This is a genomic window from Rhodothermus bifroesti (genome assembly GCF_017908595.1).
Lineage (GTDB): Bacteria > Bacteroidota > Rhodothermia > Rhodothermales > Rhodothermaceae > Rhodothermus > Rhodothermus bifroesti.
This window is the reverse complement of record NZ_JAGKTL010000004.1, coordinates 141244-167269: the sequence shown is the minus strand read 5'-3', so window position 1 is coordinate 167269 and position 26026 is coordinate 141244. Positions and strand designations below refer to the sequence as shown.

Annotated in this window: 22 protein-coding genes; 2 read left to right on the top strand and 20 right to left on the bottom strand. The window is 56.4% G+C overall.

Annotation, left to right across the window (positions count from 1 at the left end; translation table 11 throughout):
* Positions 1–5: 5 nt before the first annotated feature.
* From J8E65_RS09905 to J8E65_RS09845, 13 genes are all read right to left on the bottom strand, one after another.
* The gene (locus J8E65_RS09905; RefSeq protein WP_237181882.1) at positions 6–953 is read right to left on the bottom strand and encodes a GNAT family N-acetyltransferase; all 948 of its coding nucleotides are present in this window, start codon (positions 951–953) and stop codon (positions 6–8) included.
* A 16-nt stretch (positions 954–969) separates the two neighbouring features.
* Complete coding sequence (gene hslU / locus J8E65_RS09900) at positions 970–2397, bottom strand: ATP-dependent protease ATPase subunit HslU (RefSeq protein WP_237181881.1); 1428 nt, start codon at positions 2395–2397, stop codon at positions 970–972.
* A gap of 36 nt (positions 2398–2433) precedes the next feature.
* The gene (locus J8E65_RS09895; protein ID WP_210375595.1) at positions 2434–3381 is read right to left on the bottom strand and encodes an NYN domain-containing protein; all 948 of its coding nucleotides are present in this window, start codon (positions 3379–3381) and stop codon (positions 2434–2436) included.
* Between the two features lie 54 nt (positions 3382–3435).
* The gene (gene hslV / locus J8E65_RS09890) at positions 3436–3984 is read right to left on the bottom strand and encodes an ATP-dependent protease subunit HslV (protein WP_210375594.1); all 549 of its coding nucleotides are present in this window, start codon (positions 3982–3984) and stop codon (positions 3436–3438) included.
* Positions 3985–4059: 75 nt separating this feature from the next.
* On the bottom strand, positions 4060–5556 hold the full coding sequence (gene dacB / locus J8E65_RS09885; RefSeq protein WP_210375593.1) for a D-alanyl-D-alanine carboxypeptidase/D-alanyl-D-alanine endopeptidase: 1497 nt from the start codon (positions 5554–5556) through the stop codon (positions 4060–4062).
* 22 nt (positions 5557–5578) lie between these two features.
* Positions 5579–6400, bottom strand: a complete 822-nt coding sequence (gene mreC / locus J8E65_RS09880; RefSeq protein ID WP_210375592.1) for a rod shape-determining protein MreC — start codon at positions 6398–6400, stop codon at positions 5579–5581.
* 3 nt (positions 6401–6403) lie between these two features.
* Positions 6404–7414, bottom strand: a complete 1011-nt coding sequence (locus tag J8E65_RS09875; protein WP_210375591.1) for a rod shape-determining protein — start codon at positions 7412–7414, stop codon at positions 6404–6406.
* Between the two features lie 152 nt (positions 7415–7566).
* Entirely contained in the window at positions 7567–9162 is a 1596-nt protein-coding gene (gene purH / locus J8E65_RS09870) for a bifunctional phosphoribosylaminoimidazolecarboxamide formyltransferase/IMP cyclohydrolase (RefSeq protein ID WP_210375590.1), read from the bottom strand.
* A 4-nt stretch (positions 9163–9166) separates the two neighbouring features.
* Positions 9167–9829, bottom strand: coding sequence for a phosphoribosylglycinamide formyltransferase (purN, locus tag J8E65_RS09865; RefSeq protein ID WP_237181878.1), 663 nt, complete (start codon positions 9827–9829; stop codon positions 9167–9169).
* A 94-nt stretch (positions 9830–9923) separates the two neighbouring features.
* The gene (locus tag J8E65_RS09860) at positions 9924–10868 is read right to left on the bottom strand and encodes a S66 peptidase family protein (RefSeq protein ID WP_210375589.1); all 945 of its coding nucleotides are present in this window, start codon (positions 10866–10868) and stop codon (positions 9924–9926) included.
* Entirely contained in the window at positions 10859–11950 is a 1092-nt protein-coding gene (corA, locus tag J8E65_RS09855) for a magnesium/cobalt transporter CorA (RefSeq protein ID WP_210375588.1), read from the bottom strand. Before corA ends, J8E65_RS09860 begins: the two co-directional genes overlap by 10 nt.
* Entirely contained in the window at positions 11947–12240 is a 294-nt protein-coding gene (locus tag J8E65_RS09850) for a LapA family protein (RefSeq protein WP_210375587.1), read from the bottom strand. Before J8E65_RS09850 ends, corA begins: the two co-directional genes overlap by 4 nt.
* A 78-nt stretch (positions 12241–12318) precedes the next feature.
* Entirely contained in the window at positions 12319–13392 is a 1074-nt protein-coding gene (locus J8E65_RS09845) for a glycosyltransferase family 2 protein (protein WP_210375586.1), read from the bottom strand.
* Between the two features lie 75 nt (positions 13393–13467).
* Between J8E65_RS09845 and J8E65_RS09840 the strand changes: the two genes are divergently transcribed.
* Positions 13468–14148, top strand: a complete 681-nt coding sequence (locus J8E65_RS09840) for a WbqC family protein (RefSeq protein ID WP_210375585.1) — start codon at positions 13468–13470, stop codon at positions 14146–14148.
* Positions 14149–14284: 136 nt separating this feature from the next.
* On the opposite strand, the gene J8E65_RS09835 is transcribed toward J8E65_RS09840, so the two are convergent.
* Genes J8E65_RS09835 through J8E65_RS09810 form a run of 6 tightly spaced genes read right to left on the bottom strand, consistent with a single transcriptional unit; the run spans position 14285 to position 23097 of the window.
* Entirely contained in the window at positions 14285–15727 is a 1443-nt protein-coding gene (locus tag J8E65_RS09835) for an NADP-dependent isocitrate dehydrogenase (protein ID WP_210375584.1), read from the bottom strand.
* A 20-nt stretch (positions 15728–15747) separates the two neighbouring features.
* Positions 15748–16356 carry an NUDIX hydrolase gene (locus J8E65_RS09830; protein ID WP_210375583.1) on the bottom strand — a complete coding sequence of 203 codons (609 nt, stop codon included), beginning with the start codon at positions 16354–16356 and terminating at the stop codon, positions 15748–15750.
* A gap of 5 nt (positions 16357–16361) precedes the next feature.
* Positions 16362–18401, bottom strand: coding sequence for a TonB-dependent receptor family protein (locus tag J8E65_RS09825; protein ID WP_210375582.1), 2040 nt, complete (start codon positions 18399–18401; stop codon positions 16362–16364).
* 13 nt (positions 18402–18414) lie between these two features.
* Entirely contained in the window at positions 18415–19779 is a 1365-nt protein-coding gene (locus tag J8E65_RS09820; protein ID WP_341481758.1) for a SpoIID/LytB domain-containing protein, read from the bottom strand.
* Positions 19776–20600, bottom strand: a complete 825-nt coding sequence (locus J8E65_RS09815) for a LytR/AlgR family response regulator transcription factor (protein WP_210375581.1) — start codon at positions 20598–20600, stop codon at positions 19776–19778. Before J8E65_RS09815 ends, J8E65_RS09820 begins: the two co-directional genes overlap by 4 nt.
* Positions 20601–20628: 28 nt before the next feature.
* Positions 20629–23097 (bottom strand): histidine kinase, encoded by a 2469-nt coding sequence (locus J8E65_RS09810; protein ID WP_210375580.1) that lies wholly within the window; start codon positions 23095–23097, stop codon positions 20629–20631.
* 151 nt (positions 23098–23248) lie between these two features.
* On the opposite strand from J8E65_RS09810, the gene J8E65_RS09805 reads away from it, so the two are divergent.
* Entirely contained in the window at positions 23249–24034 is a 786-nt protein-coding gene (locus tag J8E65_RS09805) for a TatD family hydrolase (protein ID WP_210375579.1), read from the top strand.
* A gap of 75 nt (positions 24035–24109) precedes the next feature.
* Here the strand turns inward: J8E65_RS09805 and dnaK are convergent, their stop codons facing one another.
* A complete protein-coding gene (gene dnaK / locus J8E65_RS09800; protein WP_210375578.1) occupies positions 24110–26020 on the bottom strand; it encodes a molecular chaperone DnaK in 1911 nt (636 codons plus the stop codon).
* Positions 26021–26026 lie beyond the last annotated feature (6 nt).

Below are 26026 nucleotides of genomic sequence, written 5' to 3'. Positions count from 1 at the left end.
GGCGTTTAGCGAAGCCCGGGCAGGCGACGCAGCAGCGTGTGCAGGGCAGATCGGTCGTATTCCAACCGAAAATACAACCGTAACTTTGGTTTAAAGCGCCGCTTAAATTCTGCAATAGAGGGCGTATTGGCGCCTACAAAGTCGAATATCTCGAATCCTTCTGCCTGTAGGCGTTGCCAAAGCTCCCCCAGCAGCACGGTCATGGCTGGTCCAGGCTCACTACCCGCTAGCCAATACCAGGCATGGGGAGGGTGAACTAGTAGGGCTACGGCAGCTTCAGGATAAGCCCGGTCATTGACCACTCCGAAAAGGCGCAGTAGACCCGAGGGAAGGAGCTCTTCAAGCAAGGTCCTCAGTTGCGTTTCTGGCAAAGGGGGGTGTCGGCGATGTCGCGCGTAGCTTAAGCGTACAAGTTGGGCTAATGCAGGTGCTAAGGCGGCGTCTTCTACGAAGTGATACTGAGCGCGGGCTTTTCGGAAAAGACGCCGAGGATTTTCTGACCAGTGTTCCGGTCCGCTGTGGGTGAGTGAAAGTTGATAAGTATATAGGGGCCGAGCTCGCCAACCGCGCCATAGCGCGGCACGTACATCAACCCATCCTGGGGGCAGGTGCAGGTCGATGCGGGCGTAGCGATGCTCCAGCAACTCGAGCAGTGCCGCAAGTTGCTCGGGGCTAGGCGCAGTAGCTGCGTGGCTGCGTAGGGCTGCATAAGGCAACAGGGGCAACTGCGCAGCCACGTGCCAAAGATGTTGGTGACGGACAAGAAGGGCTGTCGCCAGTACGTTTCTGTCAGCATCCGACAAAATCACCTCAACCCTGCGTCCAAAGTGCCGTGCCAGTGTTGTTAGCACCAAAGTCTGCGCAAACGGTGCAGGGCAAAGAAGCTCTAAGGCTTCCCACCGCTGCCGACAGAGGGGGTCGTCCAAGGTGCCTATGAACGCCTGACCTTTCAAAGTAAAGCCAAGCCGCTTACAGGATGTATTGGCTCAGGTCACGATTTTGCACAATCCCTGAAAGCCGTTTTTCGACCATGTCGGCATCGACCACGATCTTGCCGCCTTCAGGCACTTGATCGGGCACGTGAAACAGAATGTCTTCAAGCAGTGTGGTCAGCACGGTGTGCAGGCGCCGTGCCCCGATGTTTTCCACCTCTTCGTTGACGCGCGCGGCAATTTCGGCAATTTTACGTACAGCAGCGTCGGTAAACTCTAGCTCCACCCCTTCTGCTTGTAGCAAAGCTTGGTATTGCTTGAGCAGAGCGTTTTTGGGCTGCGTTAGAATCTTGTAAAAATCTTCTTCGGTTAGGCTTTTGAGCTCAACGCGGATGGGGAAGCGGCCCTGCAATTCTGGAATCAGGTCACTGGGCTTGGCTAGGTGAAAGGCCCCGCTGGCAATAAAGAGGATATGGTCAGTGCGGACCATACCGTACTTGGTCATTACGCTGCAACCTTCAACAATAGGTAGCAAGTCGCGCTGCACGCCTTCGCGCGAGACGTCGGGTCCACCATGCATATGGTCGCGTGCAGCGACTTTGTCGATCTCATCAATAAAGACAATGCCCGACTGCTCGACGCGCTGCAAGGCTTCACGGGTGATCTTGTCCATGTCGATCAGCTTTTGGGTTTCTTCCTGCGTCAGCAGCTCTCGGGCTTCAGCCACGGTTACGCGCCGTTTTTTGCGGCGTTGTCCTGCCAGGTTGCCAAACAGCTCTTGCAGGTTGAGCCCCATTTCTTCGATGCCTAGCGGGCCAAAGACCTGCACCATGGGGACAGTGTCGGCGGCAACTTCAATTTCAATCTCCCGATCGTCCAGCTCTCCAGCCTGCAGCTTTTCGCGAAAGCGCTGACGTGTGCGTTCCCGGGTTTCGGTTTCAGCAGTACTGTCGGCATTGGCTGGGGGTGTGGTTTGCAGGAAAAATCCGGGGCCAGCCACCATTTCCTTTCGGGACGCGGGTTGCGGTGGGGGAACCAAGATATCCAGAATGCGCTCTTCGGCCAATGCGCGGGCACGGTCGCGCACGCGTTGCTCGTGCTCTTCGCGTACCATATTGACCGCAATGTCAACCAGCTCACGGATCATGCTGTCTACATCGCGGCCCACATAGCCTACTTCGGTGAATTTGGTAGCCTCAACCTTGATAAACGGAGCCCCTGCTAGCTTAGCCAACCGCCGCGCAATTTCGGTTTTGCCCACTCCGGTTGGGCCAATCATGAGAATGTTGTTGGGCATAATCTCGTCCCGCATTTCCGGAGCGGCGTTGAGCCGGCGCCAGCGGTTACGCAGCGCAATAGCTACGCAGCGTTTTGCTTCTTCTTGACCGATAATGTATTTATCCAGCTCCGCAACAATTTCCTGAGGCGTTAATTCTCGCTGCTTCATGCCAGGCTCGCGTTCCATAGTAGGTTCCTCCAGCCGCTATTTGTAACCGTCAGCTCAAGACGTTGAAGGAGCAGGCGTGTTGAGCGCTTCAACGCGTGCTGTGTTAGAGAGCTCTTTGGTTTCGGTTATCTGTGTGGTAAAGGTTTCCCGGACGCGCTGCACATCCGGGTGCGCACTTTCTACAATAAGTACGGTATAGTCATAGGGGAAGCCGCGCCGCCGCTCTAAGCGAACGGCACCAGCAGCTTCTAAGCGATTAATCACTTCTTTGGGATCGATTTCGGGGGCAAAGGTTTCCGACATTTTACGAAGTAAGGGTGTAAGGTAAACTTCCTCGTAGCGACCAAAATGCTCTTCAATGAGCGCCAGCGTTTGAAGGGCTATAGGATCGTCGCCTAGCGCATGAAACGTGGGCGTAGCGGCTGATCGGCTTTCGGCAGTGCTTTCCAGGCGGGCTAGCAGGTGTCGGCTGCCTGTATGGTCCATGAGCATATGTGGGTCTAGCAGAGCCCGCTCGCCCAGTCGTTCCAGCACGTGGTCTTCGGGCGAAAGCAGCTGCAACAAGGCCACCTGCCGGCCACGCGCTCTGAGGTGCTCCAGTAGGGGTAAATACGAGCTGCGCCCGCTTACCACAATAAAAGCTTGAATTTCGGGATAGCTGTTTAGCGTGCTTAGGGCATCGACGCACAATTGCAGTTTGGCATCCAGGTGGTCGAGCTGAGGGATAAAGCACGGTGTTAGCCCTTGTTCAGCCAATGAACGTTGAATAAACAACCCGTCGGGTAAAGCCTCAAAGTCGCCGTAGACGCGGGCATGCACAACGCGCCACCGCCGGCGCAGTAAAAGGTAGCGCCGCAGGTTATAAAGTAAATCCGAAAGATAGCGGTCTGCAGGGGCGTCAGTGCTTACTTTCTGGGCAATAAGCGGGTACAGCTCTTCATAATCTACGAACAGGGCAGCGGGATAAACGGAGGGTTTGGAAGAACGCAAGCGATGCGGCATAGCACAAGGTTATTTTCAATTCGTGAAGGACCCAATCAAACAACGCCAGAGGCTTTAGGAAGCTTCAATTTCAAGGATTGTTAGCTCATGGTTGGTATAGATACAAATGTCGGCAGCAATCGAAAGCGCCTCTTGAACAATGGCCCGGGCAGACATATCTGGGCGATGTCGGCAAAGGGCGCGGGCAGCTGCCAGGGCGAACGGTCCGCCAGAGCCAATAGCCACGATGTCGTCGTCGGGCTCAATGAGGTCCCCGTTGCCGCTGATGAGTAAGAGCCGTTCTGGTGAGGCTACCGCCAACAAGGCATCCAGGCGTCGCAGGTAACGGTCGGTACGCCAATCTTTAGCCAGCTCGACGGCAGCGCGGGTCAGGTTGCCTCCGTGTTGCTGGAGCTTGTTTTCAAAGCGTTCAAACAGCGTTAGCGCATCGGCAGTTGATCCGGCAAAGCCAGCTAAAATCTTGCCATTGTAAAGGGAGCGCACCTTTTGGGCGCGCCGTTTCATAACGGTCGTGCCCAAGGTAGCCTGGCCGTCGGCGCCTAAAGCTACTTTGCCCTGATGCCGCACGCCCAGTACGGTGGTGCCATGTAGCGTTTTCTGCATAGGCTTGTCTGTGTGCAATAGCATGCGCAAAACTCGCATCGTGAACGGCTTCAGCACAGGGGTTGATCCCAGCGCTTACGGTCGGTAGCGGGCTAGGCGTTCGACAATGGCGTCTTGTGTGGCACGTACGCGTGCGGTTGAGACCGTATAGTGATTGCAAAACAAGACAAAAGCCAGCAGGCGTCCATCCGCGGCGCGGAGGTAGCCTGCCAGGGAGCTGGCGTTGCTTAGCGTGCCAGTTTTGGCCCGCACATTTCCTTGGGCCATGCCCTGACGGAGGCGATACTCCAGGGTGGTTCCGATTTGGCCACCAGCAGGCAACGACGCATAAAAAGCCTCCCAGACGTCGTGTTGCGGGTGCAGGGCCATGTAAGCCAGCAGGCGCACGGTAGCCTCGGGCGAAAGAAGATTCAGCTGCGAGAGGCCGGAGCCGTCGACCATTCGGATTTGGCTGGTATCAATCCCGGCCTTTAGCCAAGTGCGAGCTGCTGCAGCTAAGCCCATGGCAGCAGATCCTGGCGTACGTGTCGTGTCGGCAACCGGGCGTTCGGTGCCTAACGTGCGCAGTACCATCTCAGCATAAAGGTTTTGGCTGCGCTGGTTGACGATGCGGATCATCTCCCGCAGCGGTGGTGAAGTGTAGGTCGCTACGATCCAAAAATGGGGTTGGGTGTAATCAGGTTTTTCGGGCAGCTCGTCCACATCGACGGGCCGGCCCTGCACAACGATACCTTCGCGCGTCAGCACCTCCTGAAGGACGTGCACAAAGTAACGTGTGGGGTTGGATATGGTTAAGGATTCGGTCTCCACACGTCCTTCTGGCACTTGGCTGCGTAGTAGGATTGTGTTGGTGCCCGGCTTGCGTTCATAGCGTTCCCGGAGGGAGCGGTTGGGTGGCACGGTACGGGTTTGGTTAATAAGCTGCACGTAGGTTGTACGTAGCGGCTCCCAATGCAAGCGAGCTGGCCTCCCCGCGCGCGTTCCCTCAAGGGTGATATCGACACAATTATCATTGAACGAGAGGGCGCTGATTTCGGCAGCATACCAATAGGTTAAGTCATCCCAGCTCCACCCTGCGCCTAAAGGGGTATCGTCGAAGTAGTCGTCGTCACCAATGAGATCGCCGGCAATTGTGTGAATGCCGCGTTGCCGCAGGGAATCAGCCCAGGCGCGAAACAGTGCTGTACGATCGCCTTCGGTAAATCGCCCTCCAATAGCGGGATCGCCTGCACCACGCACGATCAGGTTGCCTTGTAGTACACCGTCGACAACGGGTCCGTCGGCCCAAAGGCGCGTGACGTAGCGAAAGTCTGGGCCAAGTTGCTCCAGGGCCGCGGCTGTGACGAACAGCTTGGCCACCGAAGCGGGAATGAAATTCTTGCGGCTATGTCGTTCGTAGAGTACTGTACTGTCACGCAGGTCCAAAACGAGCACACCCCAGTGGGCATTTCGGTATTCGGGTCTGTCCAACAGCCGGTCGATCGCTTGGCGCAGGGAAGCTGTTCCGTTTTGCGACCAGACCGCAGGGGCAAGCCCAAGCGTCAGCATCAATATCCCTAAGGAACGACGCATGGTAGGACGTCGCTGGGCTTTGTTAAGGTGCTGGCGTTTCCAGTAAGCGGCGTTCGGCATCGGGTGCTTTGAGTACGACAAAAACGTAGGTCGCTTGGTCTAGCGGAGAGGCGGGTTCCAAATAGATTCGCAAGGTGCCCTGCCCCGTCGGGCGGGTTACTTCAGTAACCGTTCCAATCGAAAAACCTGCTGGGAAAAGCTCACTGTAGGGTGCTGTGACCACCAGCATACCTGGTTCGACGGGTTCGGTACGGCTGACAAACTCCATCAGCAGCCGACGGGGATCTACACCATCCCACCGCACGACCCCCATCACGTCCAGGGCAGCAATGCGAGCAGCTACCCGAAAGTCGGTGTTTAGGTAAGGCAGGACGCGGGCGTAGTGGCGCGTAGCCAGGACAACGGTGCCGATGATGCCGCGGTCATCGACGACCGCCATGCCAGGCAATACCCCATCGTCACGGCCTACATCTAAGGTGAGCAGGTTTTGTTGGCGCGTGATGTCTTTGGTGATAATGCGGGCTGCCCGAAGCGGCAAAGTCTGTAGGCTATCGCGCAGCGCAAGCATGCGCATTAGGCGCTCGTTGGTGATTAGTGCCTCGCGCGCGCGGGCCAACTCGCCAGCTAGCCGGATATTCTCGGCACGCAGACGTTCGTTTTCTTCCAAGGCTCGGAAGTAGTGGCCTGCCCAGGCTAAGCGTGCCTCGACGCGTGCAGTGGCCTCGAGCGCTACGGCTCGCAATCCCCTCAGGATGGGTTCATTATGCAAAAGCAAAAGGCTTACTGCACAGCTGAGCGCTGCAAGGAGCAGGAGGCTATCGACGAGCCAGTTTTCGCGCGCCATGGATTACACGAGAACACGCTCGTAGCGGTCGAGGTCTTCCAAAACTTTTCCCGTGCCTCGGGCCACGGCGGTCAGGGGATCTTCGGCAACGTACACGGGCAATTCTACCCGGTTGCGGATTAGGACGTCCAGACCTTTAAGAAGTGCACCGCCACCGGTTAGCATAATGCCTCGTTCTAAAATGTCGGCCCCCAGTTCTGGCGGTGTGCGCTCTAGGCAGCGCAGTACAGCCGCCGCAATCTGACTGACCGGATCGCGTAAGGCTTCACGCACATCTTCTGAAGAAATTGTACGGATCTTGGGGATGCCGCTAACCAGGTCGCGGCCTTTGACCGAAAGCTCTAGCTCAGGATCCAGTTCGACCGCGCTGCCAATCTCACATTTGATGCGTTCGGCAGTACGCTGACCAATGAGCAGGTTATGGTTACGCTTGAAGTACTGAATGATGGCGCTGTCCATTTCGTCGCCACCAATGCGAATCGATTCGTTGACAACAATGCCGGCGAGCGCTATGACGGCAATTTCTGTAGTGCCACCGCCAATATCGACCACCATGTTGCCCACGGGCTCTTCTACGTTCAGCCCAATGCCAATAGCCGCCGCCATAGGCTCACTGATAAGGTAGACGCGCTTGGCTCCGGCATGCTCGGCCGAGTCCCGCACGGCACGCTTTTCCACTTCGGTAATGCCGCTGGGAATGCATACCACCATGCGACGGATCGAATGCATCCAGCGCGTTTGGACCTTTCGGATAAACCCCCGAATCATTTGCTCAGCCATCTCAAAATCGGCAATGACGCCGTCTTTGAGCGGGCGAATGGTTTCGATTTCCGGATGCGTCCGCTCGTGCATCTGAAGCGCTTCTCGGCCGATTGCAATCACCCGTCGGGTGCTGCGATGCAGCGCCACAATGCTGGGTTCGTTCAAAACAATGCCTTGACCCTTAATGTAAACCAGCGTATTGGCCGTTCCCAGGTCAATCGCAACGTCGGTAGAAAAGTTGAGCAGCCCCATGCGTGTCCTCTTTGGGTTTAAGCAGCCCCTGCTTGCCCTTTACCGGGTAGCAAGGGCGCACAGCTAGATCATCTTTTGGCTGATGCAAGATAAAATATGGGCAGGCCTTGGCGTGCCACGTCCCGGCAGAAAACTACAAAAATCAAACCCGATTAGTGTGCAAAATGTCGTGTCCCCGTAAAGACCATGGCCACGTCGTGTGCATCGGCAGCCTGGATGACTTCTTCATCGCGAATAGAGCCTCCAGGTTGGATAACGGCACGGGCGCCATGGGCTACAGCGGCTAGTAGACCATCGGCAAAGGGGAAAAAGGCATCTGAAGCTACCACGCTGCCGGTAAAATGGTGCCCTTCTTGCAGGCCTTTGCGTACGGCGAGTTCAGCGGCGTCAACGCGGCTCATCTGGCCTGCGCCTATGCCGAGCGTAGCCCGATCGCGAGCGTACACGATCGCGTTACTTTTGACGTGCTTGACCACCCGCCAGGCAAAGTCCAGGTCGCGCCACTCGGCTTCGGTTGGTGCGCGGCGGGTGACGACGCGCCAGCTGGAGCGTAGCACAGACAGTGGGGGGAGTGCACTATCGGGCGTTTGGACCAACAAACCCCCGACAACCGTGCGCATTTGCAGTGTTTCCGAAACAGGGCGAAGCTGCTGAATAATGCGTCGATTGGCTTTTTGCTGCAGGAAAGCGAGGACGCCTTCGTCAAAGTCGGGCGCAATGATCACTTCCGTAAAGAGCTGGTCAATTGCCTCAGCTGTTTCCCGATCTAGAGGCCGGTTGACCACCACGATGCCTCCAAACGGTGAGCGTCGATCAGTGGCGAGCGCGCGCTGATAGGCAGCAACCAAAGTTGCTGCTGTCGCAACGCCACACGGATTGGTGTGTTTGAGGATGGCGCAGGTAGGATCGGCTTCCCGGAACTCTTCAATTAACCGCAGTGCGGCATTAAGGTCTAGGAGGTTGTTGTAAGAAAGCGATTTACCATGAAGCTGGCGAAAGAAGCGTTCCGGATGACCATAAAAGGCGGCCTGCTGATGGGGATTTTCGCCATAGCGCAAGCACAGCTTGCGAGGTAGCGCCAGCAGCAGCTGTTTCGGCAAAGGCTCTGAGGCAACAAAGGTTCTTTGAGCAAAGTATGTGGCAATCGCTTGATCGTAAGCAGCCGTGTGGGCAAAAGCTTTCTGCGCCAGTTGCCGACGCGTTTTCAAGGTAAGCGCCCCTTGGTGTTGCACCAGCTCGTTGGCGACGGCTTCATAATCGGCCGGATCAGTGACTACCGCTGTAAAGAAGAAGTTTTTAGCCGCTGCCCGAATCAAGGCGGGTCCACCGATGTCAATATTTTCAATGGCTAACGCCTCGTTTTCTGGGTCCTGCTGAATGGCTGCTTCAAACGGATACAAGTTGACGACGACCAAGTCGATGGGCACAAAGCCTTGTTGGGTTAGCTGGGCCAGATCTTCGGGCACATTACGACGGGCCAGCAAGCCTCCATGTATGGCTGGATGTAACGTTTTAACGCGCCCGTCGAGCATTTCCGGAAAACTGGTCAGCTCCGATACGTCGCGTACGGCTAGTCCAGCTGCGCGTAGCGTGCGGGCAGTACCGCCCGTTGAAATCAGCTCAATACCCAGCTTGGCCAGTTGCTGAGCGAACGTTACCAGGCCAGTCTTGTCAAACACAGAAAGTAGGGCCCGTCGGACGGGTTGTACCTCGGGGGGTGCTTCGTGCGTTCTGGGTTGGTGCAACATAGCTTTAAAGGGTTGAGGACGAAGGAGGGAGGATGCGTACATGGCGACCGTCGACCACGATGCGACCTTCGGCAAACAGCCGTAGCGCTTCGGGATAAAGGCGGTGCTCCACAGCGAGCACCCGGGCAGCTAACGTCTCGGGGGTATCCTCTGGGTAAACGGGCACGGGCTCCTGTAAAACAATTGGCCCGTGGTCGTACACTTCGTCGACCAGATGCACGGTAGCTCCGGTCCAGCGTACTCCATAGTTCAATACGGCCTCGTGCACACGGCGGCCGTACATCCCTGGCCCACCAAAGGCCGGCAGTAACGAAGGGTGCACGTTCAGGATGCGGTTCCGATACGCTGCCACCACATTGTCCGGGATTTTCTTGAGATAGCCGGCTAGCGCAATAAACGCAACCGCATGCTGCTGGAGCACCGCAAGCAACGCTTCTCCAAAGGCGGTTTCGGTAGGAAACGCGCCAGGGGAAAGGATGGCTGTTGGAATATTTCGGCTGTGGGCGCGCGTTAGCGCTCCTGCCGTAGCCCGGTCGCTAACGCACAGCACAACCTGTGCCGGTAGCCTACCGGCCTCAATTGCGTCGAGGATGGCCTGAAAATTGGTGCCGCTACCCGAAGCAAAGACGGCTAGCCGCATTGGCGAGGGTTCGCTGTGGGGCTTCATAGTATTCAGGCGGTTGCCGTCTCAGTATAGGCATGTTTAGCGTGCCGTTACTGAAAAAATTGCAGGAAAAGCTTTTAGACAAAAGCACACGGGCTCAACGAACTACTGGTTCCAAGAGCCTTAAGGTGGCCGTGTCTCCATGGGCTTGTAGGCAGGCTTGCGTGCCTATCGGCAGCGTATTTTTCTGGGGTTGGTGACCATAGGGAAATCCAACCACCACCGGATAAGAGGCTTGACCAAAGTAGTCTTCCAACACTTCACCCAGCGTAAGCGAGGGCGTTTCCGAAACCGGATCGGATTTCGTGAACTGGCCTAGCACGACGCCGGCTAAGCGATCAAGCACGCCGGCCAAGCGCAGCTGTGCCAGCATGCCATCGATGCGATAGGGCGCTTCGCCTACATCCTCTAAAAACAAAATGCTCCCGGTCAGATCGGGCAGGTAGGGGGTCCCCAGCAGCCGAACCAGCACCGAGAGGGTTCCGCCTACAAGGGGGCCCTTGGCATCGCCTGGACGCAGTACGTGCAGCTTCGCCGAACCCACAAGCGGAAGTGGATCTGGCGTTGCGCCTTGAGCCAGCTCCCAGAAACGGGCCTCGGTTTCTGTATCGAGTACGGGCCAGTCGACGGCCACCATTGGTCCAGAAAGTCCGGGAACGCCTGCTTGGGCAAGTACAGCCAGCTGAAGTGCGGTAATGTCGCTGTAACCGATAATTAACTTGGGCATGCGGATTGCTGCCTCATAGTCCAAGAGCGGGAGCAGTCGTAGGCAGCCGTAGCCACCCCGGGCGCAAAAGATGGCGTGTATGTCCGGCCGGCGAAAGTAATGGTTAAGCTCTTCGGCCCGCAGCACATCACTGCCGGCCAAATAGCCACGCTGTGCCGTAAGCGTACGTCCACGCTCGATCTGAAGCCCAGCTTTTTCCAAGCGTGCAATGCCGACTTCAAGCGCTTGGACGTTTTGTGGAGGGCTAGCTGGGGCCACAACCGCAACCCGAGCGCCTGCCTTAAGTGGCCGAGGAAAATGACGTGCTAAAGCCATCCACGACGCCAAAATCCATACAACATGCCCAGGCCCAACCCCAACATGAGCAATAGTACGGCCGGATACCCGTAACGCCATTCCAACTCGGGCATGTATCTAAAATTCATACCGTAGATGCCTGCCAGAAAGGTAAGTGGAATAAAAATAGTCCCCACCATGGTCAGCACTTTCATGATTTCGTTCATGCGATGGCTCAGCCGGGATAAGTATACATCGGTCAATCCTGCAAGCAGCTCGCGCAGCGACTCAATAATATCGATTACCTGCACTACGTGATCGTAAGTGTCGCGCAAGAACGTGCGGGTCTCGGGCGCAAGCAAAGGGGACTCGAGCCGTTGCAATTCGCTAAAAACTTCGCGCAGCGGCCACACTGCTCGGCGCATGGCAATCAGTTCTCGTCGAAGGCTAGCCAGAGCCCGTTGGACTTGGGGGCTAGGGTCCTCCAGGATGTGGGCTTCAAGCTGCTCGGCGCGTTCACTAATGGCCTCAAGTACCACAAAGTAGTGGTCTACAACAACGTCGAGCAACGCATAGGCCAGGTAGCTGGCATCACGCTGACGCAGGCGACCAACCTGCTGGCGCAGCCGAACGCGTATAGGATCAAAAACATCTCCTGGGCGCTCTTGCAATGTTAAAACCAAGTCTTGGGTCAGAATCAAGCTGATTTGCTCGGCTTCAACCAACCCCTGCACCTCATTAAAGGTTAGCATGTGGCAGACTACGTAGAGGTAGCCCTGGCCCTCTTCAAACTTCGGACGCTGACCGATGCTGACAATGTCTTCGAGCGTTAGGGGGTGAATGGAAAGTAGCTTGCCCAGCTGGTGGATGAGCTCAATGTCGTGCAGGCCAGTTACATCAATCCACGTTACGGCTGGGCGGGATGTTTCTGCCAAAACACCCTCGAGTTCATCAGGCCGAAGCGATCGCTCAAAAAGTTGTTCGGCATCGTAAGCGATCAGGTGTAGCGTAACAGGCTCGGTCGGTGGTACCTCGGGGGGCAAAAGCGTGCCTGGCGGCAGGCCGACTTTGCGCCGCCTCCGAGCTAGCATGTGCCGAAACTGCGAAAGCGCTTGGGTCATTGGAGCGGGCGATCAGGTGCAGCAGAAAACGATGTAGGCGGCTCATGCCCCGTCTCGGCTAGCTGCTGGCGCAGCCGCCGGATTTCACGAGCGCGCTTCAGCTGTCCAGGAATCATGGCCAACATCCCCACCAGCGCCCCTAAGATGAAGCTCACAAAAATGATTAACGCGGCGGTCTGCTCAACTTGGTATGGTCCTAAGCGCACCGTGATATAGCTCGGGTTTTGAAGCGCAAAAATCAAGGCAGCCAGCGCAATCAAAAGTGCTAAAAGCAAAAACGAAGCGCGCATGTCTAAAGGACTTTTTGTGTGCGCATAATGCACAAAATACTTACAAATGTGCCTTGAAGCTCAACGTGAAATTAAAAATCACGTAACTAAACGCGATTTCCAGGTCACGCGCTTGCGCCAATGTGCTAGGGCCGAGTCGAGCTGCAGCACCCAGGCCAACAGGTGCGATACGGGTGATAGCAGGCTTAGCCAAAGGGGATGACCCATAAGGCCATCCACAAAAAGCTTGAGGCCTACAATCGAGAGCAAAAAGATCCAGTTCACTAAGGGTGCCCACACCAACGTGAATCCGTAGCCAATCCAAAGGAGCATAAACGGCATCACACGACCTCCCATGAGCAGATAAGCGTTTTTGCGAAAGCCTTGCCAGGCCGCTTTCAGCGAAGCATACATGTACACCGCCAGTTCCTGGCGCAGGTCAAGCATCACGGGAATCAGGCCATGCTGCTTTAGGTAACGGCCAATTTGAACGTCTTCGAGCACCTCGTTTTTATGGTGGCGGTGCGGCTCGAGCTGATGGTACGTGGTGGCGTCGATGAGCCAGCACTGGCCGTTGAGCGCTGCCAGCAATGGATGGCGTACGCGGTGCACCAGTGGCCAAGGTAGTCCAGCCAGGATCATCAAGGGCACTAGGCTAACGAGAAGCTGGCCACCCCCACGCATTTGAGGAAGTGCTGTAACCACCGTGCTTGTTGGCAATGCCCGGTAGCGAGCAACAAGGCGCCGCAGTGCATCCGGACGCAGCAGTTCGGTATCGGCGTCCAGAAACAGGTAGAGCGTTCCGCGTGCCTTACGTGTAGCCTGGTAAAGGGCATGTACCTTGCCCACCCAGCCTGGCGGCACGCCCTCGCCACGCAGCACACGTAGCCTAGGATCGCTACTGTAGCGGCGGAGAATAACGGGCGTAACATCTTCGGAAGCGTCGTCGTACACAATGAGCTCTAGCTTAGGATAATCCTGACCCAGTAAACTGGGAAGCAAGCGGCTTAGGTTAGCGGCTTCGTTGCGGGCTGGGACTAATACCGACACGAAAGGCCACGCGTCACCTGCTGGCTTAAAACGAGCATGCTTTTGAAGATAGCGCCAATTGGCCAAAAGCACGATCCAGAGCAAAAGGTGAAGTGCGCTAAGAAAAACAAGTAAGAAACTCATGTGGCGCTATGGCGAATAGCTTTTCGAAAAAAACAGACGTTAAATTTCCCTTCAGCTTTAGCAGTTTGCTTGGGTATGCTGGCCGTCGTGCCTCCGGAGTACTTTCCGCGGCTAGAGCGGATAGCGTTGGCGCTGCGCGCTCACCGTGTCGTGCTGGCCGATACGTTCCAGTACAGCCGGCAGTCGTTCCATAACCGCACGCGACTGCGCAATCCGCAGGGGTGGCAGTGGCTTTCGGTGCCGTTACGGGCCCATCAGCACGGCAAGCCGATTTACCGGGTTTTATTGGGTCAGGATCCCTCCTGGCGACGTCGTCACTGGCGCGCCTTCTGCTACAATTATCGCACGACCCCGTATTTCGAGTTTTATGAGCCTCGTCTAGAACGCCTCTTTGCGCACACGTGGACCCATTTGGGAGAGCTGGCTTCGGCAACGTTTGTGCTGACGCTTCAGCTTTTTGAAATCCAAACGCCGGTTGTGCGCGCTTCTGAGCTAGCCGATCAGCCTGCTACAGTAGAAACTATAGCCCGCCTGCTTGCTGCGGATACGCTACTCTTACCTGAAGCCACGGCTCGCATTGACCGAGGCGCGGCGGCTTGCGTCTACACGCTGCGGTTTGAGGAGCCCATCTACCGCCAAAACTTCCCTGGCTTTTTTCCTGGCATGGCTGCTCTGGACCTGTTGTTTAACCTTGGTCCTATTGAAGCGCGGACGTTGTTGCTCCAACAAAGCCAGATTGAGGCGGAGCAACCATAAAAAACCCCGGCCGCGAGGACCGGGGTGGTGCGGAAGATTCCCAAAACGCCGAGGAGGAGAAGCGTCTTGGGACAAGACGTCTACGAAGCAGCAAGATGCAGGTTGCATGTAGTTAACGTGTTAGAGGGTCATTTTATTATTCTGCCTGGGCTAAAGAGTACCCGGGCTGCCCTTCAAACGTGTAGAGGTGCTCCGTTTTAATAAAATCTAGACCTGCCTCGTGAAGCCTTCGGAGTAAGTCGAGGATTTCTAGAGGTGTGAGGTTTTCCTGAGCAGCGACAAAACGGCAGCGCCAATGGTCGGTGCAGAACGTTTCGGGTAGACCGCCGGGATAGACTTTCACGCCACGGTTAGTAATGACGTGCAGACGGAAAGCTTCGCCCGCCAGCGCCTCTAGCGTACGGCCTAGCACCTCAGGATTGCGCCCCTCCGCATCCCAGTCGAGGAACACGTCAACGCCTACGAGTTGTTTAGGCTGGCGTGGCACTGGGTGGATGGCGACCGATATTCCAGGCTTGCGGAAGTGCACCGGCTTAAGATGCTGCGGCTCTTGTCCTAGGCGAGCAATGACGGCTTCGGCAAAGGCTTGCGTACCGACCTTCTGGCGACTTTTGCCAGGCCGATAAATGTCGGCTGTATGGATCCCGTCTTCGATGGTGCGCAGCCATGCGTTCTCAATGCGTGCGGCTACGTCGGCCAGCCCCAAGTGCACCAGCATCATGACGGCTGCATTGAGTAGCCCAGAAGGGTTAGCTACATCTTTCCCAGCAATGTCGGGAGCCGAGCCATGGATGGCTTCAAACATAGCCGCATGGGTTCCTACGTTTGCCGACCCACCTAACCCTACCGATCCGGCCACCTGTGCGGCAATGTCGGACAAAATGTCTCCGTAAAGGTTGAGCGTGACAATCACGTCGAGTGTTTCCGGGCGTGCAGCCACCAGCGCTGCACCGATGTCGATAATGCGGTGCTCTGCTTCGATTTCGGGATAGGCTGCGGCAACCTCGTCAAAGATGCGGTGAAACAGCCCGTCTGTCATCTTCAGGATGTTATCCTTGGTCATGCAGGTTACTTTCCGACGGCCATAGGCGCGGGCGTACTCAAACGCATACCGAATGATGCCTTCGCTGCCTGGGCGCGTAACCAGTTTAAGGGCCTGCACCACCTCGGTTGTTTGCCGATGTTCAATTGCCGCGTACAGGTCTTCTTCGTTTTCTCGAACGATTACCAGATCGATGTTGGGATAAGGGGTTTCAACATACGGATGCAGCGACTTGGTTGGTCGAATGTTGGCAAATAGTCCAAGTGCTTTACGGATGGTCACGTTGAGGCTTTTGTAGCCTTTGCCTTGAGGCGTAGTAATTGGCGCTTTGAGAAAGACGCGGTTGCGGCGCAGCACTTCCCAAGCCTCGTCTGGAATGCCCGAGGTAATGCCGCGTTGGTAGACTTGTTCGCCAATTTCGATGACGTCGTATTCAAGCGGCGCGCCAGCAGCCTCAAGCACGGCCAGCACAGCCCTCATGATTTCGGGGCCGATGCCGTCTCCGTAAGCAATCGTCACGCGGTGCGTTGGTGTCATTTTTCTAAGGGATCGGTGCTCTAGGTTAGTTGGGGAAAGCGCTGAAGGTACTGTAGCGAAGAGGTAGGGTCTTGCTGCTCCAGTTGCTTAAGGCGCTGGCGTACTTCGGGTTTTTGGAGGAGACGGGCTAAGTAGTAGGTGCCCCCAAAGGCCAGTGCTAGGGCCAGCAGTAGTAGGCCGATCACCAGTGCACGCGAGGCTACTGGGCCAAGCGCGCGGCCTGAAGTTCTCCGCTCAAGCTCTGCAGGCAAGCGAGCTAGCAAGGCACGCAGACCGTCCTCATACACTTGTTGCTGCGCTTTGGCTAGCGGCATCCACTGCCGCTGGCGCTCGGCTTGCTCTGGCCATTCAGGAAGTTCTTCAGTGACTTCCATAAGGTACACGTCCACCCAACGCTGGTCGCCTGGACGGCCATGCAGATAACACCCTAAGGGTTCTGGATCGATACGACCGCGCAGGCCGGCCTCTTCAAAAGCTTCTTTACTCGCAGCTTCCTGTGCCGTTTTTTTTCCAACATTGCCCTTAGGAATAACCCAGCGACCTACGGTACGCGAGGTTACCAGCAGCACTTCAAGTTGCCCATTGTGCCAACGAAACGGTAGCACGCCAGCTTGACGTTTGCTTCCCATGCGCATTACAGGGTTCCGATCGTGAGGCCAAAACGGAGGCTTCGCGGCGCAGCCGGTTCGAAGTAGCGTCCCCCACCGGCATTGACCACCACCGAGCCCACATAATGCCGGTTGCTTACATTTTGTACCGAGACAAAAGGCTGCACCCGAAAGCCAGCCACAAGCGAGCGTTGGGCGCCTAGGGTTAGATCAAAAATGACGTAGCCGCTTACGCGAATGCGGTTGGCATCGTCAGCGTAGAAAGGTCCTACAGCGGTTGCCGTGCTTTCAATCCAAAGCGGCCCGGGCATATAGCGTAGTGCAAGGAAGCCCCGATGACTGGGCAGGCCGGGAATGTGATTGCCGCGTAGGGCCGCATCTTCAAACCTAAAGCGGCCGCCTGTATACGAAGCACGCACCTGGAGCTTAGGTAAAAGCTGTGCCTGCAACCAGGCCTCAAGGCCATACTGGCGACTACGTCCGGCATTACGATAAAACGTGCGGCCATCGGCTTCTAGCTGAAAGGGTAAGAGGCGACCGCGTACCCATTGGTAAAACAGGGTCAGGTCCGCCTGAAGCTTCGAGCTATGGTGACGCCAGCCTAGCTCAAAGCCATAAAGCTGTTGCGGCTTGAGCTCTGGGTTGAAGCCGCTGTGGCCATCGGGTCGGTTGACCAACTCTGTGGTTGTTGGCGACTCGAAAGCCGTGCCAAAAGTAGCAAAAAGCTCTTGCGTTGCTTGTAGGCGATAGTGCACGCCGATTACGGGGGTCCAAGCCATGAAGCGGCGATGACCAGACTGATCGCCATCGACAAACCGGTAGTCCGAGAGGGTAAAGTACAGGTAACTCATACGCAGGCCTGCCAGAAAGCTCAGCGCAGCCGACAGCTCATGTTGGCCCAGAGCAAACAAGGCCAGTTCACTAACACGTTCTTGCTGATCGAGGAGCAGCGTGGGGCCAGGTCGACCGGTTTGGTTGGTGAAGTTTTTCCGCTTGTCGTCCTGGAGCATAAAGTCCAGCCCTGCACTGAAACGCCAGGACGTCAGGGTACGCGTCACTGTAGTGCGCATCCCGGCTGCCTGGCGCTGCAGCTGAATGTATGCGTAGGGGAGGGGGTTATCGAGCTGGCGCAGCAGGCCAAAGAGGGAAAAATTAGCGGTATGCGTTTCGGCATGCTGCATAAACGTAGCTCCAAGTTGGGCTTGGCGGCTCGTTTTCCCCGCTCGGGTTTGTATGTTGCGAGCACTAGCCTGCCGTGGGTTGCGAGCGACTTCTTCGGCAGTGAGAGAGCCGGGATGCTCGGCATCAAGCCAAGCGGCTGCAGCGCTGAGGCGTAGCAGGCTGCTTGGCGTAAGCCCAAAGTGCGTTTGTAGACCCAGGCGAGTGAGGCGGGTATGGCTGTAGACGCGGTAGCCCTCCTGGTCTAGATGCGAAGCATGAACCACTAGAGCATGAGGACCCAAGCGCGTAGCGACCTCACCGTCGATGCGGCGCAATCCGTAGCTACCAGTGATCAGACGCCCGTGCACACCGGGCTGCAAGGGTTCAGGCCAAGTGGAAAGCACCAGCGCACCGCCACTTCCGTTGCCCCAAAAGACCGCAGAAGGCCCGCGCAGCAATTCTGCCCGGCGAACGAAAACGGGGTCCACAGGATCCAAGACTGCCTGGCCGTCGGGCATGGTTAAAGGAATGCCGTCGAGGATGACCTGCACGCCACGCAGTCCAAAAGCAGCCTGCCAGCCGGCACTGCGGATAATTAAACGTTCCCCTAGGGCGTAGTTTTGACGGTCGTTTAGCCACAAGCCTGGCAGCTCCCGAAGCGTTTCGGTTAACGTTAAGGAAGGGGTAAGTGCAATTTCCGGTCCGCGCCGCGTCAGCGTTAGGAGCGGCAGCGCGTCCCCTAGTCGCGTTGTTGTACCACGCGTGGCCTCAACCACGAGCGGCGGTAGGGCAATAACGCGCAGCGAGTCTTCGGTCTGTAGCGTATCGGGCCGGAGCGGCTGTGCATGGACAGCCATGCTAAGGCCCCAAGCAACCCATATCCCGTAAAACACAGACATTTGCATGGCGATGCAAAGCTTACCAACCGATACGTCGGCGGGGGGGTTGAAGCGAAGAACTTTCCGAGGGTGTGCCCCATCCTGACACCGTACGGAGGGTAGGTATGGTCTTTTCTGAGGAGACTTCTGGGGCACGGGAAGGTGCTGTTACTTCCAAAGTTGGCTGAGGTATTGACGGGGTTTCTTGTTGCATAGCCAACAAGGGACTTTCTTCGTAGTGTGTGATTGTCGTTCCCGGATAATAAAAGGCTAAAATTTGCTGGTAATTGTGCCCTTGGCGGGCCATTTCCAACGCACCGTACTGGCTCAGACCTACACCGTGGCCAAAGCCTTTACCCTCGAAGCGATAGGTGTTGCCTTCGCGTTGTGCTTGGAAAAACGTGCTGCGTAGGGTATGACGACCAAAGTGATCGTTGACCAATAGGCGAAACTCATTCGCTCGGATGCGCAAAGGAGGCTGGCCTTCGCGCAGCAGTTCGATCGTAGCCACACGGCCATCGGCGCTGCGCTCGCCGATCCGAAATCCTGTGATGCGTGTGCCGTATCGCTGCGAAAGCACGTGAAGTAGCCGGTCACGTGGGATCAAAACCTCCCAGCGCTGATAAGGACTAGCTTGATCATAGGGATCAGGCTGGCCACGCAGGTAGGGTTGGGGTAGGCCATCCCAGACGGTTTCGTTATTCGCGGTGTGCCCACCACTTGAGGCCGAATATACAGCCTCGATCAACGTACCCTGGTAGGTAAGCACTTCCCCCTGCGTTTGCCGCACGGCTTCACGGATTAGCGGCGTAACGCGATCGATGCCTTCATACATCTGATGAGTTTCATAATCTACGGCCTCTTGCGCAGTGTCGGGGTGCAGCATGCGGCGCAGCGCATAGGTCCGGACGGCAACAGCCAGGGCTTTGGTGCTTTCCAGGTCGTCGAATTGATGCTCGCGGGCTACAACAGCTGCCACATACGCTTCAAGGGCTACGTAATTGACAATGGAAAGTCCCGCATTGCCTTCCGGAGCAATGCGAAGCCATCCAGGATACGTAAAAGGGCCTGCGTTTTGGCGGCTGCGCTGGGCTGCTAGGCGCAGTAGTCCGCTGCCCGTAGGTTGTATGCGAATCCAGCGGGCAAAGAGCGTTCCCCCTGGCGTGCGTAGCCGAAGCTCTGGGCCTCGTCGGTCAACCTGAAGCGAGGCGCCGGCAGGCAGACGCAGGAGCGGCTGCGTGTAGTTTTCGGCAAAAAGCAGCGCATCGGCTTCTACTGCTGTAACTTCCAGCGTTTCTGGGCTTAGCTGTTCAAATAAACGCACGCGTAGCGTATCGGGCTGGGCTGTTGCCTGCAGGGCTCCCCAGCATAGCAGTCCTAGCAGTACGCGTAGATGCACGCTCACAGCACTAAGCGGTCTTTGAGTAGTTTGGACCGTTCGCGACTGGCTATCACCTCGTGATTTCCCGTAAGCAGCAGCTTGTAGCGCCCGCTAAACCAGGGCACCAGCTCTCGTATGTGGCGCAGCTGTACAATGGCTGATCGGTGTACCCGCATAAATGCCTGGGGATCCAAACGCGCCTCCAGCTGGTCCAGCGTGTAGCCGACAAGGTGCTGGTGCAAACGGGCATGGGTATCTTCTTCAAGAACGTACAGCCGCGTGATGCCGTGGTGGATTTCAGCCGATACCAGGCGCTCAACGGGGACAATCAAGATGCGATCTCGGTAGGGGATTGAAAGCTGCTGCAGGTAGCCTCCTTCGGGTACAGGTGTCGGCGGCCCAGCAGCGCGCTGCTGGCTTTCGAGCCAATCTAAAAGCTGTGACAAGCGCTCCTCTTGGGCTTTACGTAAGGCCGCGGCCTGCCAATGCTCAACGCGGCTAATGGCTTCTTGGAGGCGCTCTTGGTTGACAGGCTTAAGGAGATAGTCAATAGCATGAGCTTCAAAAGCCTTCAGGGCATAGTCGTCGTACGCCGTGGTAAACACTACAAAAGGACGGCGGTCTGGATCGATACGCTCTAGCACCTCAAAGCCATCCAACTCAGGCATGCGCACGTCAAGCAAGAGCAAATCGAAAGGCTGCTGGTGTAGTTTAGCCAAGGCTTCAAAGCCATCGGCCGCCTCTTCAAGAAGCGTTAGCCTGCCCGATGCAACGAGCGGTTCAAGCAGTTTGCGTAGCCGCTGTCGGGCAGGAGGTTCATCGTCAACAATTAACACGCGCAGCATGGCATTAGACGGTTTAGGTTGGCGCACGTTACGGGGCAGTGCTTATGGGAACGTAGAGCCACACGCGTGTGCCTTGCCCCGGAGCGCTCTCAAAACGAAGCAAATCACTCCGGCCGTAAAGCTGTTCCAAGCGTTCGGCCACGTTGCGTAGTCCTATGCCAAAAAACGGCAGTCGCCCCTGGACCTGCCCATTTTGTTCCCAAAGTGCCGGGATGCCTATCCCCGAGTCCGCAACCAGCACTTCAAGCAAACCGTCTGGTAGGCGACGCGCTTGAATGTGCAGCGTTCCTCCCTTCCGCAGTTTGCCTAAACCGTGTTGAACGGCGTTTTCGGCCAGTGTTTGAACAGCAAAAGCAGGAATAGAGGCTGCGCCAAGCCCTGGTTCTACTTCAATGTGCACACGCAGCTTGCGTCCAAAGCGGATTTGCTCGATGCTCAGGTAGTGGCGTACTAGCGTGAGCTCTTCTTCCAGTGTTACAAAAGGACGGGCGCTGGTATGGAGCGTGTGTCGAAAAATTGCTGCTAAGTGTTCCACAACAGCCTCGGCTTCATCTGGACGCTCTGTAATGAGCGCGGCAATCGTATTGAGGGTGTTGAACAAAAAGTGGGGGTTGATTTGTGCACGTAAGGCCACCAGCTGCGCTTCGGCACTCTGGCGGATCAGCATTCGCTCTCGTTCGACCAAGTGGAGCCGTTCAATAGCCAAGGCCAGCTGGCTGCTCAAGGCGCGTAGCAAGTCAAGGTCTTCGAGGTTGAAAAAATCTCTTCGGTCGCGTTTGGCCCCTAAAGCGAGCACTCCTAAAGGTTGGCCATCCCCTAGGATAGGGATCAAGAGCGTTATGCCACGACTTTCTAGCAGCTGGGCTTGTGCTTCAGGTAGGCGGCTTTCGTTGAGTTCTGGATTGCGGGCCCAAATGCGACCTTCTTGATAGATAAAAGGCCAAAGGGCCTCAAGCACTTGTTCGGTCAGGTAAGGCGGTTCTGGATGATAGGCACTGCTAATCCAGCGTTCGGTTTCTGCAGGTCGGAAAAACAGCCGGGCTGAGCGTACGCGAAACGCCTCGCCTACGACTTCCACTGTCTGCTGTGCTAGGGCTTCGTAGCTAAAGATGTGGCGTAGCTGCTCCTGGAATCGGCTGAGCATTTGGCGGGTGCGTTGCCGCTCTGTAGAAAAAACCGCAGGTAGCTCGCGCTGCAGCCAGCGAGCCATCCGTTCAAAAAAGATCAATAGCAGCACCACATACACGCCACCCACAACCTGCCAGGGCGTTGTGGTGCGGGCCAAAACTGGCTCTATCAGCGACATGCCTCCTACAAAAGCCAGAAAAATTAAACCTAAAACTGTGCTATAGCTGAGTGTGCGTTCCAGTACCAGATCCACTTTGCCCAGCTTTAGCGTAGCCAGCGAAACAAGTCCTACGGGCGCAACCGAAAGCAGCTGAGCACTGACAATCAGCCAACCCACCGCACTGTCGCTGACCAGCCCCAAAAGCGGCACTACATCCAACACCGAAAGCCCTAGCAGGACAGCAAAGCCAAAAGTCAGCAAGCTGCCCGTGCGGTTCCACCTCCTAGAATCTCCACTTCGGCGTCGGGGTATCCATAAAATCAGCCCTGCCGTTAGGCTGATGTAGCAGCAGGCATAAAACAAAATGGGAGCAACAAAAGCCTCGAGCGTTACTGGCAGCGGGATAGGCCGAAAGGTAGCTGCCACCACAGCCAACCCAAGTACCAAAGGGGGAAAGTATACGCTCCAATGCCATGGCGTATAGATGAGGTGAAGCTCCTGAAGCATGTAGCGCAGCAGCAGGACCGGAAACCCAATCCAGCCTACCAATCCCGTGAATGTCAGCAGTTGAAAAGCACGATCGGTCATTCCCCCTGGAAGCGGTGGGCCAAAAAATTGGATAATCAGCAGGCGAAGCAAGTTGCTCCCAATCCAAAGTGCTGAAACCAAAATAAGCAGCAAAGACCATCGGGCCCGAAGACCTCGCCGAGCCAAAGGAAAGACTAAAATCAAGGCCAGCACGTGTACAACAGCACCTACGACAAAACCCCACAGCGAAAACTGCCATAATGAAGCCGAAAGCGGGTAGAGAAACGTTGGATAGCGCGTAAAGCGCACGCGCAGCTCTAAGTAGTTCCCGTCGCGGAAGAGGGCATATGTATGTACGCTTCCCGGCGCCAGGCCATCAATAGCCCGCTTGAGATCCTCGACGTTGAAAAACTGCTGGAAGTCCAACAGGTAAAATACATCGCCTGCCTTTATACCGGCTCGTGCTGCTGGGCTTTGGGGAAAGACGTAAGCGGCTACAATGCGGCCTTCGCGCTCTTGCCAAACTACCCAGTCGAATCCCCGTGGGGGCGCTTCAGGAAGCGCCCCCACAAGCCGTACTAGCCGCCAGCCGTCGTAGGCTATACGCCCGACGGGCCAAAGCGTTAGCAACGCCACTAAGCTTAACAGTCCAGCAATCCGCAGTCGGCGTGGAAGACGCACGGGGGGTCTGAGGTAGGCGGTTGGCTCTTTGAGAAAATTACAAAAAAGAAGGCAGGATCCTTTGCTGGCTATGGACGCGATCGGTTGAAATCCCGATCAAACGATCTGGCAGCGTGCTAAAGCGTTGCCTAAGCAAAAGGCCTACGAGATCATGTGGATCGATACGCACGCACACCTCTATCTAGACGCTTTTGATGCCGATCGGGAGGCGGTCATAAACCGAGCCCGAGAGGTTGGGGTAACAGCGATTGTGATGCCTGCCATCGATGTGGCTTCGATACATCGGGCACTCGCATTATGCGATCGCTATCCCGACTGCTATGTCATGGCCGCGCTCCATCCTGCGGAAACCCGCACGGCTACGGAAGCTGACTTTGCGGCTATTGTTCAGCTCTGTGACGATCCACGCGTTGTGGCCATTGGCGAAAGTGGTTTGGACTATTACTGGGACCGTTCGTTTATGGCCCGCCAGCAAGCATTTCTCCGAAAGCATATCCGGTTAGCTATAGAGAAAGACTTACCGTTAATTTTGCACAACCGGGATGCTTCGGAGGATCTCGTACGCATTTTGCGAGAGGAGCGTGCAGCTAGTCGTCATCCAGAGCGATTGCGCGGCATTTTCCACTGTTTTACCGGACCGGCTTGGGTAGCCGAAGCGGCTATGGAGCTGGGCTTTTTGCTGGGCATTGGAGGCATTGTGACCTTCAAAAACAGTGGATTGGCAGATTTGGTGCGCGAGTTACCTCTGGAGCATCTGGTACTGGAAACAGATGCGCCGTTTTTGGCACCGGCCCCTTACCGAGGAAAGCGTAACGAACCAGCCTATGTGCGGTACGTGGGGGAAAAGGTAGCCGCACTTAAGGGCGTTACCCCTGAGGTGGTAGCCCAAGTTACTAGCGCCAATGCCAGGCGGCTTTTTCGACTCCCTGAGCCTTAAAAAAGCCCCGGCGACGGGGGATATGCCGTCGCCGGGGTAGTGCCCATCTATCTTCAGCGTAAGCGCCTTAGGCGCTTACGACTTAGAGCGATCATTTTCGTCGATCACTTCGTAGTCGGCCTCGCGGACGCCACCTTGCGCCGAGCTGCCGTCCGAAGTCTGGCTGGCGGCTTGTTGGGCCTGGTAGAGCTCTTGGCTGGCCTCATTCCAAGCCTGGTTGAGCTGCGCGATGGCCGAGTCGAGCTCGTCAAAGTTGCGCGCCTTGTGCACTGTTTTGAGGCGCTCGAGGGCCGATTCGATCTTGCTGCGCTTAGGCGCAGGAATTTTGTCGCCGTAGTCACGCAGGTTCTTTTCGGTCATGTAGATAAGCGAGTCGGCCTGATTGAGCTTTTCAACCTGCTCACGCCGCTTCCGGTCTTCGGCGGCATGCCGGCGTGCATCCTCACGCATCTTTTCAATTTCCTGCGGCGTCAGGCCGCTGGAGGCCTCAATGCGGATGGACTGCTCTTTGCCGGTTGCCTTGTCGCGAGCCGACACGTGCAAAATGCCGTTGGCGTCGATATCGAAGGTGACTTCGATCTGTGGCACGCCCCGCGGTGCTGGAGGAATACCGTCAAGGATGAACCGCCCCAGGCTGCGGTTGTCGACAGCCATCTCACGGTTCCCTTGCAGGACGTGGATTTCGACCGAAGTTTGGTTATCCGAGGCCGTCGTAAAGATTTCGCTCTTGCGGGTGGGGATGGTTGTGTTGGCCGGAATAAGTACAGTCATCACACCGCCGAGCGTCTCAATGCCCAGGTTGAGCGGTGTTACGTCCAACAGGAGCACATCGTGCACTTCCCCCGCAAGTACGCCCGCTTGAATGGCGGCGCCCACTGCCACAACTTCGTCGGGGTTGACCGACTTGTTCGCTTTCTTGCCAAAGAACTCCTCAACGGTCCGTTGCACCAGCGGAATCCGCGTCGATCCACCCACCAGGATCACTTCGTCGATGTCTTCCTTGCGGAGTTTAGCATCCCGAAGGGCCTGTTCCATGGGCGGAATGGTACGTGCCACCAGATCTTCGATGAGCTGCTCAAACTTGGCACGCGTGATTTCCATCACCAAGTGCTTTGGACCTTCGGGTGTAGCCGTAATGAACGGCAGGTTAATTGTGGTCTTCATGGCGCTGGAGAGTTCAATCTTGGCCTTTTCGGCCGCTTCTTTGAGCCGTTGCAGCGCCATGGGGTCTTTCCGAAGGTCAATGCCTTCCTGCTTCTGAAATTCATCAGCGATGTAGTCAATCAGCCGCTGGTCAAAGTTGTCACCCCCCAGGTGGGTGTCGCCGTTGGTCGCTTTTACCTCAAAGACCCCGTCGCCTAGCTCTAGAATCGAGATATCGTAGGTGCCTCCACCCAGGTCGTAGACCGCGATCTTGAGCTCTTTTTCTTTCTTGTCCAATCCGTAGGCTAAAGCCGCCGCGGTAGGCTCATTCAAAATCCGGCGCACCTTTAGACCGGCGATTTCACCGGCTTCCTTTGTGGCCTTGCGCTGCGCATCGTTAAAGTAGGCCGGAACAGTGATCACAGCTTCGGTAACTGGTTCGCCCAGGTAGTCTTCGGCCGTCTGTTTTAGTTTTTGCAAGATCATAGCCGAAATCTCCTGGGGCGTGTACAGACGCTTTTCCCCGCCTACCTCGACTTCTACGCGGACAGTATTGTTGTCGCCCCGCACGACCTTGTAGGGCACCATCTTGATCTCTTCGGTCACCTCATCATAGAAGCGCCCCATAAAGCGCTTAATCGAAAAAATCGTGTTTTTAGGGTTTGTGATCGCTTGTCGCTTGGCTGGGGCGCCCACGAGGCGTTCGCCATCTGTCGTAAAAGCCACTACCGATGGTGTGGTACGCGAGCCTTCTGCGTTGACAATTACCTTGGGCTCGCCGCCTTCCATAATGGCTACAACCGAGTTCGTCGTGCCCAGGTCGATGCCGATAATCTTGCCCATAGTACA

Excerpts from the sequence above, each read along its gene's own strand:
- hslV (WP_210375594.1), bottom strand. The coding sequence starts at position 3,984 with ATGCAGAAAACGCTACATGGCACCACCGTACTGGGCGTGCGGCATCAG.
- hslU (WP_237181881.1), bottom strand. The coding sequence starts at position 2,397 with ATGGAACGCGAGCCTGGCATGAAGCAGCGAGAATTAACGCCTCAGGAA.
- J8E65_RS09850 (WP_210375587.1), bottom strand. The coding sequence starts at position 12,240 with ATGCGCGCTTCGTTTTTGCTTTTAGCACTTTTGATTGCGCTGGCTGCC.
- purH (WP_210375590.1), bottom strand. The coding sequence starts at position 9,162 with ATGTTGCACCAACCCAGAACGCACGAAGCACCCCCCGAGGTACAACCC.
- J8E65_RS09845 (WP_210375586.1), bottom strand. The coding sequence starts at position 13,392 with ATGAGTTTCTTACTTGTTTTTCTTAGCGCACTTCACCTTTTGCTCTGG.
- J8E65_RS09875 (WP_210375591.1), bottom strand. The coding sequence starts at position 7,414 with ATGGGGCTGCTCAACTTTTCTACCGACGTTGCGATTGACCTGGGAACG.
- J8E65_RS09815 (WP_210375581.1), bottom strand. The coding sequence starts at position 20,600 with ATGCTGCGCGTGTTAATTGTTGACGATGAACCTCCTGCCCGACAGCGG.
- purN (WP_237181878.1), bottom strand. The coding sequence starts at position 9,829 with ATGAAGCCCCACAGCGAACCCTCGCCAATGCGGCTAGCCGTCTTTGCT.
- J8E65_RS09840 (WP_210375585.1), top strand. The coding sequence starts at position 13,468 with ATGCTGGCCGTCGTGCCTCCGGAGTACTTTCCGCGGCTAGAGCGGATA.
- J8E65_RS09860 (WP_210375589.1), bottom strand. The coding sequence starts at position 10,868 with ATGGCTTTAGCACGTCATTTTCCTCGGCCACTTAAGGCAGGCGCTCGG.
- J8E65_RS09825 (WP_210375582.1), bottom strand. The coding sequence starts at position 18,401 with ATGCAAATGTCTGTGTTTTACGGGATATGGGTTGCTTGGGGCCTTAGC.
- dnaK (WP_210375578.1), bottom strand. The coding sequence starts at position 26,020 with ATGGGCAAGATTATCGGCATCGACCTGGGCACGACGAACTCGGTTGTA.
- J8E65_RS09805 (WP_210375579.1), top strand. The coding sequence starts at position 23,249 with ATGTGGATCGATACGCACGCACACCTCTATCTAGACGCTTTTGATGCC.
- J8E65_RS09895 (WP_210375595.1), bottom strand. The coding sequence starts at position 3,381 with ATGCCGCATCGCTTGCGTTCTTCCAAACCCTCCGTTTATCCCGCTGCC.
- corA (WP_210375588.1), bottom strand. The coding sequence starts at position 11,950 with ATGACCCAAGCGCTTTCGCAGTTTCGGCACATGCTAGCTCGGAGGCGG.
- J8E65_RS09835 (WP_210375584.1), bottom strand. The coding sequence starts at position 15,727 with ATGACACCAACGCACCGCGTGACGATTGCTTACGGAGACGGCATCGGC.
- mreC (WP_210375592.1), bottom strand. The coding sequence starts at position 6,400 with ATGGCGCGCGAAAACTGGCTCGTCGATAGCCTCCTGCTCCTTGCAGCG.
- dacB (WP_210375593.1), bottom strand. The coding sequence starts at position 5,556 with ATGCGTCGTTCCTTAGGGATATTGATGCTGACGCTTGGGCTTGCCCCT.
- J8E65_RS09830 (WP_210375583.1), bottom strand. The coding sequence starts at position 16,356 with ATGGGAAGCAAACGTCAAGCTGGCGTGCTACCGTTTCGTTGGCACAAT.